The following is an 11,206-nucleotide window of genomic DNA, read 5'->3' on the forward strand; positions in this document are numbered from 1 at the left end:
TCAACCGTTACCCCAGCGGGCCAGGAGGGGTCCTGGCCGAGCAGAATCCCTGGCTTCTGTCGTGCGCATGCCTTCGCTACCATCCGGTAGGTTGATCAACCATGCTCCGTGAGAGGACAGATGATGGACGGTCACAATCGTCTGCCGCAGGAGCAGGACGAAGCCGCCCCGCACCCCCACGCGGGGGTCGGCCGTCGCAGGTTCCTCGGCTATCTCCTGGCGGCGCCGACCCTCGCCGTCGCCGCCCAGCTGGGCGAAGCGGCGGCCGGCACCGCGCCGGCACACGCCGCGCCCGCCTCGCTCCCCGAGCTGACCAAGTTGTTCGACTTCAACGACATGCTCACAGACGCGGCGCTGCCGACGTCCGGCTTCATCACCATCGAGGTACACGCCGACGGCACGGCCTCGTTCGCCCTGCCGCGTGCCGAGGTGGGCCAGGGCATCACCACCTCCACCGCGATGCTGATAGCCGAGGAACTGGACCTGCCACTGGAGAAGATCCGCGTCACCCTCGCCGACGCGCGCCCCGAACTGCTCTTCAACCAGCTCACCGGCGGCTCCAACGCCACCATCTCCACCTACACTCCGGTCCGCGTCGCCGCCGCGATCGCCAGAAAGCGCCTGCTGGAGACCGCGGCCGAAGTGCTGGACGCCGAGATGTCCACGCTGACCGTCAAGGCAGGTGTGGTCACCGCCCCCAATGGCCGGAGCGCGACCTACGGTTCGCTCGCGGAGAAGGCCGCCGCCCTGAAGACCGTAAGGGTCGCCGCCGACCTCAAACCACGCTCCGCCTTCTCGGTCATCGGCACCCCGCGCAACCGGATCGACGCGCTGGCGAGCGTCACGGGCCGCAAGAAGTTCGCCATGGACCTGCAGGTGCCGGGCGCATTCCCGGCCATGGTGTGCCGGCCGCCCACGGTCAACGGCACCGTGCGGTCCGTACAGAACCTCGACGCGGTACGGGCGATGCCCGGCGTCACCGATGTCGCGGTCATCTCCACGGGCGTGGCGGTACGCGCCCGGACCTTCGGCCAGTGCATCGACGCGGTACGCGCGCTCAAGGTGGCCTGGGGACCCGGGACGGCGGAAGGGGAATCCGATGAGACGGTCCTGCGCGAGCTGAAGGCGGCGGAAGTCCCCCTGGCAGTACCGCCGTTGCATGTGCTGGCCAAGACCGTCGAGGCCACCTTCACCTTCCACTTCGCCAGCAACAGTGCGTTGGAGCCCAACTGCGCCGTGGCCGATGTACGGCAGGACCGGGCCGAGATCTGGGCATCCCTGAAGTCACCGATCGTCGCCAAGGAGAAGATCGCGGCGAAGCTGGGGCTGCCGCCGGGTGCGGTCACGGTGCATGTCACCGAGGGCGGCGGCTCGTTCGGCCGCAAGCTGTTCTTCGACGCCGCCCTCGAAGCCGCCGAGATCTCCCGGGCGATGGGCAAGCCGGTCAAGCTCATGTGGCACCGCACCGACGAGTTCCGCCAGGGGCGTACGCACCCGATGGCCACCTCGCGCATACGGGCCACGCATGCGCTGGGCAAGGTGCTCACCTACGAACAGCGGCACACCTCCGTGTCCACCGACTTCGGCCATGGCCTCGGGGAGATCATCACCGCGTCGGCCGCCAAGCTGCCGGTCGGCGATCTCGCCTTCTCCGAGACCATCTTCACGCTCACCCAGCAGACGCCCTACGACCTCGGCCTCCACACCCAATTCCTCAACGAGGTGGACAAGGGCTTCAACACCGGCAGCATGCGTGGCATCTACTCGCCCAATGTCCGGTGCGCGCAGGAACTCGTTCTCGACCGGCTCGCGGACGAGATGGGCAAGGACCGTCTCGGCCTTCGCCGGCAGCTCATCAAGGACGACCGGGCCAGGGCCGTCCTGGACAAGGTCGCGGAACGGGGCGGCTGGGGCAGGGAGTTGCCGAGCGGCATGGCGCAGGGCATCGCCGTACACCCCGAGTACCACGGAGTCGTCGCCGTACTCGCCGAGATCGACTGCCGCCCGCAGACCACCGGCCGGCATGTTCCCGACGCCTGCACCGGACCGCGCGTCACCAGGGTCGTCTGCGCCGTCGATGTCGGCCTCGCCATCAATCCGAAGGGCCTTGAGGCCCAGATGATGGGCGGCATCATGGACGGCATCGCCCTCACCCTCACCTCGGGTCTGCACCTCAAGGACGGCGCGTTCCTGGAGGGCAGCTGGGACAACTACTTCTACACCCGTCAGTGGAACACCCCACCCGAGCTGGATATCGTGGTCATGCCCCCGAGCAGTGAAAAGCCGGGCGGTGCAGGGGAGTTGGCGGTCGGTGCCGCCTCGGCCGCGGTCGCCTGCGCCTATGGCGCGGCCACCGGCACCATGCCGACGACGTTTCCCGTCAACCACTCCGGCCCGCTCGGCTTCGAGCCGCTGCCGACCGTCCCCCCGATCCCGCAATCGCCGGCCGACGGCCTGGACCGCGCCTACTAGAAACGAGCGACCGTGCCCGAACACACCTTCATCCTCAACGGCAAGCCCGTCACGGTGGACGTCGAGGACGATGTGCGGCTGCTGTGGGTGCTGCGCGACGTCCTGGGTGTCACCGGGCCGAAGTACGGTTGCGGACTCGGCGTCTGCCAGGCATGCACCAGCCACATCAACGGCAAGGCGTTCAACCCCTGTTCCGTGCCGGTCAAGAGCATCCGGCCGGACGACGAGATCACCACCATCGAGGGGCTGCCCGCCACCGTCGGCAAGGACCTGCACCCCATGCAGGAGGCATGGCTGGAGCATGACGTCGCCCAGTGCGGCTACTGCCAGCCCGGCCAGATCATGGCCGCGGTCGCCAAGGTCAAACAGGCCCGCGCCACCGGGCGTGAGATCACCGAGGCCGACCTGGACGAGATCCGCAATGTCTGCCGCTGTGGCACCTACCACCGCATCCGCGAGGCCATCATGGCGGGGGCACAGCACTTCTAGGGCGTGTATCGGAAGTGGATTTCGCCGATGCCGAGAAGCTCATCACCTGGGACATCAACGTCGACTCCACCGTCTGCCGGGGCCGCCAGCATGCCGCCGGGGCTCGCCAAGGGGGGGCGCTGCAGAAGGAACCGCCGGGCGGGATCGGCATTGAGCCCGACGATCACGGTCTCGGGCGCTCGCGCGGCGGTCTGACCACCAGGCTGCACCTGGCCGTCGAGCAGGGCAGAAGCCGATGTCGATTGTGATCGCGGCCGGACAGCGCAGGGACTCCCCGCAGTTCGAGCCCGTCCTGAAGAAGATCCGTATGGCCCGGCTGGGTTCGGGCAGGCCCCGTACCCGCTCGGATCGGGACCGCGCCGGCAAGGCGTACGCCTCCCGCAAGAACCGCACCTGCCTGCGCCGACGCGGCATGCGTTGCGCCATTCCGGACAAGGCCGACCAGGCCCGTAACCGCAAGAAGCGCGGCTCTCGCGGTGGTCGCCCGCCGGAGTTCGACAAGGGCGACTACCGCGAGCGGCACGCGGTATGACACGCCCGCTGTCCGTTACGAAGCGACCGTGCTGGTCGCAGCCATCAACGAGTGGCTAGCGGCCTGGTGTCCCGTCACTGATGCTCCGTCTCGAATGCCTGGGCGACGGCGAGACTGTCCTCGTAGACATGGTGCCGGGTCACAAGACCGTCTTCGACGGTGAGGTGCAGGGCGAACCGGGCGCGATACGCACGTCCGGTGGGCCGGGCTGTCTGGCGGATCTCCCCGAGCACGACCGCGTCGTTTCCGTCGATGAGGATGCGCTCGACCTCGGTCGCCACGTGTTCCGGCACGTGGTGCTCGGCAAGTTCGCGATAGTGGGCAGCTGCGTCGGCCCGGGTGGACCGCTGGCGGATCCACGGCGTGGCGGGGCGACCGTGTTCGGCTTCCGGCCAAGCCAGCTTCCAATCGCCCCGCTCGGCATACAGCTCAGCGATGCGCTCGGGATCGCCCTCGCCAATCCTGTGCAGCAATTCCTCAACCACAGTGCGCGTGTCCATGGGTGCGGCTATTGACACGACTGCCCCTCCGTCTTGGTCCGCGCTTCGTCAACGCGGAGAGATCAGCAAGCTTGCCCGTGCAGACCGGCTGGGGCGATTACCTCTGAAGTAAGGCAAGCGCAGCACCAAGATCCACTTTTGATACAGGGCCCAGCCCGGCGAAGGGAGAACCGCCTCGGCCGGTCCGATGGCCGGATGCCGCCGGCCGCGATCGGTTACGGCCAAGGCGCGGGAAGCCGCGGGAGTACGACCGGCCATCAGCCCATACTGAGGTCCGCCGGAGACCGCCCCGCCCTCTGATGCGGGCAGCCCGCCATGAGTTGGGGGAGGCAAAGGGACGACCTCGGCACCCATATGTCCGTTGCCCTCGTCCCCTGGTGCCGGCGCCGCTCTCCAGGGGCGGCCCGGGGTCTTCAGTCTGTTTTCGGCTGGGTGCGTCGGGCGTAGGCGCGGGCGGCGCGGGCGCGGTCGCCGCAGCGGGTGGAGCACCAGTGGCGGCGTCCGTGGCGCAGCAGGTAGCGGTTACAGGGGGCGGAACCGCAGCTGGTGAGGCGGTCGGCGTCGGGGCCGGTGAGGAGATCGGCCGCGTTGGCCGCCAGAGTCGCGAGAGCGCGGTCGAGGATCTCGTTGGTGGGGCACGGCGCCGCGCGGTAGGGGCCGTTCTTCTCATCCCAGTACAGCAGTTCGGCCGTGGGAGCTCTGCCCAGGGCGTCGTTGACGGCGGACAGTGCCGCGGGCAGAGGGGGCAGTCCGGTGACGCGGGCGGCGAACAATGCCCTGATGTGTTCGCGCAGGGAGCGCAGCTGCGTCGCGCACATTTCCTGCACCCCGGCGTCGGCCGGCGCGAGGCCGTGTTCGGTGAGCCAGCGATTTGTGGACTCGGGGGTGCCGAGGAAATCGATGAAGTGCCCTGCGGGTAGTGCGACGGCACTGTTGACGAAGTCGAGGGCGAGGTATTCCTCCGCGCCCGGGGCGGGCGGTGGCGCGGATTCGGCGGTCGGGGTCTCGCTCATGACTCTCATGGTACGGCTTGCTTTCATCCGTGACACGCCGCTAGCGTGCTTCACGGATAATCCGCCTTCTGTCCGTGAGGTTTTGATGCCCGGTACCAGTACGACCCCTGAGCAGATCCCCATACGCGTCTTCGGCGGCCCGACCGCCCTCTTCGCATACGGTGGCCTGCGATTCCTGACCGACCCGACGTTCGACGAACCCCGCGACTACCACGTGCCGGGCGGCCGACTGACCAAGACGGCGCCCGCCTCCGCCATGCCGGCCGGCCTCGGCCGTATCGACGTGGTCCTGCTCTCCCACGATGAGCACCCCGACAATCTCGACGACTCCGGCCGGGCACTGCTCGCCGACGTCCCGCTGACCCTGACCACGCCCGGGGGCGGCCAGCGCCTGGGCGCGGGAGCCAGGGGGCTGGCCGACTGGGAGCCGATCGAGCTCGACCGCCCCGGCGGCGGAACGATCACTGTCACGGGTGTGCCGGCCGTCCACGGGCCCGGTCCGCGCGAGGAAGTCGAACCGATCACCGGCCAGGTCGTCGGATTCGTCCTGACCGGGGACGGCCTGCCCACGGTCTACGTCAGCGGCGACAACGCCTCGCTCGACCTGGTCAAGGAAATCGCCGAGCGGTTCGGCCCGGTGGACACCGCCATCCTGTTCGCCGGAGCTCCCCGCTTTCCCGTCCTCTTCGATGGCGCACTGATCGTCCTCGACAGTGCGCAGACCGCCGACGCAGCCCGGATCCTTGGTGCCCGCCGGGTGGTTCCCGTCCACTACGACAGCTGGGCGCACTTCACCGAGGGCCGTGACGAACTGATCGCCGCCTTCACCGGTGCCGGGCTGCTCGACCGCCTGGACCTCTGCGACCAGGCCTGATCGCGCAGCCGGGCAGGCCGGGACGCCGACCGATGCCTCGGCAGGGCCGGTGGGGTCCGCCTCCCCTGGCCTGGCTTGCCACGGCGCTACCCCCGCGTCCTCTTCAGACCTGCCGGACCGCCAGAGGCGCCGTCCGGCGGGTCACGCTCAGCGAAGGAACTCGATTGTCTTGACCGTCGCTCAGGTCTTCAGCGGTGCCGGACTGGCGGCAGGGGTGACCGTCGGTGCCCTGCTCGCGCAGGACATGCTTGGCTCACCGGCCGATGCGGCGGCCCGCGGCCTCGGCGACGGCGCGGGCGGCGCGTTCGGCGGTGAAGGTGCGTTCCCATCTCGGCGAACAGGGCCGGCAGCAGAAAGGCGATGCGGCCCATGCCCTCGTCGGCGGTGTTGACCGACAGCGGGTCGGCGAGCGAGCGCACTCCGATGCGTTTTTTGTTCAGGTCGTGGACGAGGTTGAGAACTTCGCGCAGATTACGGCCGAGCCGGTCGAGGGTGCGGCATCCGATGGTCAGCAGGGCGAGAAGCTGCCGCACGGTGGGCGGGTCGGTGCGGGCCATGGTGAGCGCCCCCTCGAAGGCGGCGGTGAAGTCGGGGTGCCGGTAAGAACGCTGTCACCAGCCGCAAACGACGGATGCCACGTGCCGCGACGTGCGGCGGTGTCGCGTTCCGTGACGTGCCGGGGGGGGAGGTGCCGTCCTCGACGTCGTAGGGTCAAGCCGCAATGGCGTAGCCGGTGGAGTGTCCTGTCTGCCGCCGGGCCGTTTCAGCCGCCGCCCCCGTCGCCGGGCGAAGCCCCGGTGATGGCCCGCATCTCCCGCCCGGTGATCTCCTGCAACGGAAGGCCGTCGCAGTTGCCGAGGACTACGCCGACCCAGCCGGTGTACGGGTAGATGTTCCAGTTGGCGCTGACACCGGGGTTGCTACCGCCGCACCCGAACACCCACTGGCCGTTGACGATATGGACCGGCATGTCGTAGGCCCCGAACGACGAACCGCTGTGGGGGATCTTGGCCCCGGTGAGCAACTCGGCCCAGGGCCGGTCCAGCACCGTGCCATCGCCCAGCGCGTGCGCGAACCGGACCAGATCCGGCGCGGTGGCGAAGCCGCCGTCCCCGGGGGCATCGATGAAGCTGCGGCCCGGGTTCTTGCCGAGTACGTCCGGGGACGGGCTGCCCTTGTCCAGATTGCGGACCGCGTCCACCTGGCTGCCCTCGGCCAGCGTCATATACGGGTGCGCGATGTGCTCATCGGTGAGCCACTGCGGCCTGGTGCAGAACGCCGAGCCGGTCATTCCGCAGCGCCCGAAGATGTTCTCCTGCACGTAGTCCCAGTACGTCTTGCCGCTCACGGCCTCCACGATCAACGCGGGAATGGCGATATCGGCGCCGGAGTGGCCGGTGGGAGTGCCGGGCGGGGCCACCACCTTCGACTGCCGGGCCCACTGCTCGTAATACTCGTGCACTTCCTCCCGGCTCTGGAAGGTGCGTTGCACGTCCTCATCCGGGGTGTTCAGCCCGGATGTGCCGGAGAGCAGGTGGTGGATGGTCACCTGCTCGGCGATGTCCTTGGCGTAGCCCTTCAGGTGGGTGCCCACCGTGTCCGACAGGCTCAGCTCGCCCTGCTGTGCCAGCTGCAAGATGGCCACCGCGCCGAACGGCTTGCCCGCCGAGCTGAGGCTGAACGCGATGCCTTCGTGGTTGCGGATCCCCTTCTCCTTGTCGGCCATGCCGTAGCTGCGGGACAGCACCGTCCGGCCCCGGTGCGACAACAGCACCACGCCGGAGAACTTCCCCTCGGCGGCCAGCTTCGCCACGTACTGGTCGTAGGCTCCGCCGGGACGGGTGGCCGGTGGGATGTCGGAGTCGGTTGAGGCCGGACGGTGCTGTCCCGCAGCTACGGCATGCCCGGGTCGGGCGCCCACCAGCGGCGCGCCGGCCGCCGCCACGCCGGCGGCCGCCAACCCGCTCCACCCGAGCAGCCGCCGCCGATTGAAACCACGTATGGAATCCGAGTCCATGATCACGGTCCTTTCCTGATCGACAAATCGACCGTTGCAGGTCTGCCGGAGACCGCTGTCGGCAACTGATCACCCACTCATGTGGTCCCCGTTGCCTCCACTGAAGACGGAAGACCGTTGCGGTGGCGTATGCGATTTCCGATACGCCCGCGATACGCCCGAATCCCCGGCATCAAGGAACTGGCGCATGCCGGCAGTGTGTTGGTCCTGCCGCTGGTGATCGCGCAGCCCGGGTACTGCAGGTGCTGGTGTGTATTCCCAGGGTGAGGGTGTATTCGCTCACCGTGTGTGGTCGCCGGAGGCGTAGCGGCTCCAGGGACCGGTGTGTTGAGCGGCGAGGCCGGCGACGCATCTCGTTGTGGGCGACGGGCCGTTCGGCCGCCTATTCCTGCGAACCCTGGCCCTCGCGACGCCGCCGGCGAAGTCTCCCTCGTGGAGCCGATCAACGATCTAGTGGGCCCCGCTCGGGGGACGATGTCTGCGGCGTGCCGGGGAGTCGAATCGTGACGAGGAGACCGCCGGTGGGGCGGGGCGCGAGGTCGATGGTCCCGTCGTGTGCCCGGACGATGCTGTGCACGATGGCCAGCCCGAGGCCGACCCCGGCATGTTCGTCGGTGTGTGTGCGTTCTGTTCCGCGTTGGAAGGGTTCGGTGAGGGCCGGTAGGAGTTCCGCTGGAACCCGATGGCCGGTGTTCTCGACCCGCAGCACGCTCGCGTCGCGCTGTGATTCGGTGTGGACCGTAACGGTGCCGCCGGAGGGGAGGTTGTGGACGACGGCGTTCTGGACGAGGTTGGTCACCATCCGCAGAATGAGCGCCGCGGAGCCAGGGGTCTGTGCCTTCTCGCCGGTGACTTCGAGCGTGATCTGACGCCTTTCGGCAAGGGAAAGCAGCGTTTCGGTGGCTTCTTCGGCGATGAGGGACAGGTCTACGGGCTCGCGGGTGAAGCTCTTGCGGTCGGCGCGGCTGAGCAGCAGGAGGGCCTCTGTGAGGTCGATCGCCCGCGTGTTGACGGTGTGCAGGCGTTCGATGAGTTCGCCCTGGTCCCGTGTGGGGTTGTTGCGGGCGAGGTCGAGGAGGGTCTTCGAGATCGCCAGCGGGGTGCGCAGTTCGTGGGAGGCGTTCGCAGCGAATCGTCGCTGTTCGGTGACGTGGGATTCGAGTTGTTCGAGCATGATGTCGAATATGTCGGCGAGTTCGCGGAATTCGTCTTGGCGGCCTTGCATGCGGATCCGGTGGGACAGTGATCCGTTCGCGGCCATCCGTGCCGCGTCTGCGATCCGTGTGAGCGGTGCGAGCATCCGGCCGGCGAGGATCCAACCTCCCAGGAGGCCGAACGCCAGCAGGAAGGCCAGCGCTACGGCCGCCGCGGGGGCGAACATGCGCACGAGGAGGTAGCGGTTGGGTGCGACCCCGAGAAGGCCCTGGGGGCTGTCGGGTACATAGCGCAGCAGGAACACCCATACCACGGCCAGCAGGAGGGTGCCGGCGATGAGGAGGAATCCGGCGTAGCTGATGGTGAGTTTCAGGCGGGCGCTGAGCCCTGGGCACCTATTCATGAGTGCTGCCAGGGTGGGTGGTGTCCATGCCGGTGTCGATTCGGTAGCCGACGCCGGGCACCGTGGCGATGAGCCATGGTTCGCCGAGTCGTTTGCGCAGGGCGGAGACGGTGATGCGGACGGCGTTGGTGAAGGGGTCGGCGTTGGCGTCCCAGGCCCGCTCCAAAAGTTCTTCGGCGCTGACCACACCGCCTTCGGCGGCGACGAGGACTTCGAGCACGGCGAACTGCTTGCGGGTGAGCGCGACATAGCGTCCGTCGCGGAAGACCTCCCGGCGGAAGGGGTCCAGCCGCAGGTCCGCGATCTCGCTGACCGGGGGTCGGGCGTGCACGCGTCTGCGGTCCAGCGCCCGCAGCCGCAAGACGAGCTCCCGGAGCTCGAACGGTTTGGTGAGGTAGTCATCGGCGCCGAGCCCGAACCCGGACGCCTTGTCGTCGATCCGGTCGGCAGCGGTGAGCATGAGGATCGGGATGCCGCTGCCGGAGGCGACAATTCGTCGGGCGATCTCGTCGCCGGAGGGGCCGGGGATGTCGCGGTCGAGGACCGCGAGGTCGTAGGAGTTGACGCTGAGCAGTTCCAGAGCGGAGTTGCCGTCGCCGGCGATGTCGGCGGCGATCGCTTCCAGCCGCAGACCGTCCCGGACGGCCTCGGCCAGGTAGGGCTCGTCCTCCACGATCAACACGCGCATACCTGGAGCCTAAGCGGCACGGCATATCGCCGACATATGCTTCCTCACCCAGCTCGGACTCAGCCCCGCCGTCGTCCGCCGCGACGGCGCCGCCAAACTCGCACCCGCTCCCTGGACGCCCGCCGGCAAAAGCGCTGCCTGCGCGCCGTCGAACGCCGCCACTCTCCGCGACCGCGCCATCGGCCGGCTGCTGTTCTACTCCGGGCTACGCATTGCCGAACTTGTCGCCCTGAGCGACACCGACCCCCCGCGAGGTCCCGCTCATCGACACCACTGCCCTGATCCCGCTCGCCGAACGGCGGCCCGAACGCATCTACTGGCGCGCCGCTCATGTGGCTGCCCCGGCATCGGAGGAGGTGCCACTGGTGAGCTTGGCCCGCTTGGCAGCCACGGCCTCCGGGCCGGCGGGGCCATGGGTCTTGTCGAAGTCGGCGATCAGCTCGCCCAGGTTGTCGCGGTGTTCCCTCCTTCCGCATGCGTGCGGAGAGCATCTGTGCGGGGCGTCAAGCCCGAGGGAGCTCGGTCCCGGTTGACAACGATGTGACATATCGCCGGGAGTCGTCGGATGGATAGAGCGCTGAGTCGCGCCCGGGGAAATCGTTGCGACGGCAGCGGCGAATCGGCTGTATTGCCTCCCCGGGGAAGGCGGTCAGTGCCTCAAATCATGAGAAATCAGCGGTCATGTATTGCAGAATGCCCGATTCTGGGGTGAGTTCAGGATTCTGTCAGTCCAGTGCCGGTCACAACCGGGCAACATGCTCCGTCTCCTCACAAACCGGCGGACCTGGACCCTGGACCACTGGTCCCGTTCTGTTGCGGGACCGCCTGACCTGGCTTGACACCTCGACTGTGCAGGAGGTTAGGTGGCCGAGAAGTTGATCACCGGGGCGAGCGAAGTCGGTCCTGATGGTCACCACTTCTGGCACACGGGGGCGCTGCGCGGCAGTTCTGGCGCACGCGTGCATAACGGGGATAGATATCTGGTGTCCGCAGGTGCAGTTGGCGATTCCTTGTCGTCGGACGTGCTGTCTTGTGTGATGCATTCAAAGCATTGACCCCCCGT

The 11,206-nt window shown here is 68.4% G+C and carries 12 protein-coding genes; 6 read left to right on the forward strand and 6 right to left on the reverse strand.

Annotated elements, in window-relative coordinates:
* Positions 1–123: 123 nt before the first annotated feature.
* Genes CV755_RS06985 through CV755_RS35490 form a run of 4 tightly spaced genes read left to right on the forward strand, consistent with a single transcriptional unit; the run spans position 124 to position 3,493 of the window.
* Positions 124–2,472, forward strand: coding sequence for a xanthine dehydrogenase family protein molybdopterin-binding subunit (locus CV755_RS06985; protein WP_422070513.1), 2,349 nt, complete (start codon positions 124–126; stop codon positions 2,470–2,472).
* A 12-nt stretch (positions 2,473–2,484) separates the two neighbouring features.
* Complete coding sequence (locus CV755_RS06990) at positions 2,485–2,961, forward strand: (2Fe-2S)-binding protein (RefSeq protein WP_109279306.1); 477 nt, start codon at positions 2,485–2,487, stop codon at positions 2,959–2,961.
* 14 nt (positions 2,962–2,975) lie between these two features.
* Positions 2,976–3,209 carry a hypothetical protein gene (locus CV755_RS35485; RefSeq protein ID WP_153068598.1) on the forward strand — a complete coding sequence of 78 codons (234 nt, stop codon included), beginning with the start codon at positions 2,976–2,978 and terminating at the stop codon, positions 3,207–3,209.
* On the forward strand, positions 3,197–3,493 hold the full coding sequence (locus CV755_RS35490; protein WP_153068599.1) for a hypothetical protein: 297 nt from the start codon (positions 3,197–3,199) through the stop codon (positions 3,491–3,493). The genes CV755_RS35485 and CV755_RS35490 overlap by 13 nt, the downstream gene beginning before the upstream one ends.
* A gap of 74 nt (positions 3,494–3,567) precedes the next feature.
* Here the strand turns inward: CV755_RS35490 and CV755_RS07000 are convergent, their stop codons facing one another.
* Both CV755_RS07000 and CV755_RS07005 read right to left on the reverse strand, forming a co-directional pair.
* On the reverse strand, positions 3,568–3,993 hold the full coding sequence (locus CV755_RS07000) for a nuclear transport factor 2 family protein (protein ID WP_161968609.1): 426 nt from the start codon (positions 3,991–3,993) through the stop codon (positions 3,568–3,570).
* 413 nt (positions 3,994–4,406) lie between these two features.
* Positions 4,407–5,006 carry a CGNR zinc finger domain-containing protein gene (locus CV755_RS07005; RefSeq protein WP_109279308.1) on the reverse strand — a complete coding sequence of 200 codons (600 nt, stop codon included), beginning with the start codon at positions 5,004–5,006 and terminating at the stop codon, positions 4,407–4,409.
* A gap of 85 nt (positions 5,007–5,091) precedes the next feature.
* Between CV755_RS07005 and CV755_RS07010 the strand changes: the two genes are divergently transcribed.
* Positions 5,092–5,880: an MBL fold metallo-hydrolase gene (locus tag CV755_RS07010; RefSeq protein ID WP_109279309.1), complete on the forward strand. Its 789-nt coding sequence runs from the start codon at positions 5,092–5,094 to the stop codon at positions 5,878–5,880.
* A gap of 188 nt (positions 5,881–6,068) precedes the next feature.
* Here the strand turns inward: CV755_RS07010 and CV755_RS07020 are convergent, their stop codons facing one another.
* The 4 genes from CV755_RS07020 to CV755_RS07035 all read right to left on the reverse strand — a co-directional run bounded on the left by CV755_RS07020 (position 6,069) and on the right by CV755_RS07035 (position 10,143).
* Positions 6,069–6,437: a recombinase family protein gene (locus CV755_RS07020; protein ID WP_206608391.1), complete on the reverse strand. Its 369-nt coding sequence runs from the start codon at positions 6,435–6,437 to the stop codon at positions 6,069–6,071.
* 206 nt (positions 6,438–6,643) lie between these two features.
* Positions 6,644–7,693: a serine hydrolase domain-containing protein gene (locus CV755_RS07025; protein WP_241561025.1), complete on the reverse strand. Its 1,050-nt coding sequence runs from the start codon at positions 7,691–7,693 to the stop codon at positions 6,644–6,646.
* Positions 7,694–8,339: 646 nt separating this feature from the next.
* Positions 8,340–9,455 (reverse strand): sensor histidine kinase, encoded by a 1,116-nt coding sequence (locus CV755_RS07030; RefSeq protein WP_109279310.1) that lies wholly within the window; start codon positions 9,453–9,455, stop codon positions 8,340–8,342.
* Complete coding sequence (locus CV755_RS07035; RefSeq protein ID WP_109279311.1) at positions 9,448–10,143, reverse strand: response regulator transcription factor; 696 nt, start codon at positions 10,141–10,143, stop codon at positions 9,448–9,450. The genes CV755_RS07030 and CV755_RS07035 overlap by 8 nt, the downstream gene beginning before the upstream one ends.
* An 863-nt stretch (positions 10,144–11,006) precedes the next feature.
* Here CV755_RS07035 and CV755_RS34090 point away from each other — a divergent pair.
* The gene (locus tag CV755_RS34090; protein WP_153068601.1) at positions 11,007–11,198 is read left to right on the forward strand and encodes a hypothetical protein; all 192 of its coding nucleotides are present in this window, start codon (positions 11,007–11,009) and stop codon (positions 11,196–11,198) included.
* Positions 11,199–11,206 lie beyond the last annotated feature (8 nt).

Origin of the sequence: Streptomyces orinoci (assembly GCF_003121295.1) — a bacterium.
Classification (GTDB): domain Bacteria; phylum Actinomycetota; class Actinomycetes; order Streptomycetales; family Streptomycetaceae; genus Streptomyces; species Streptomyces orinoci.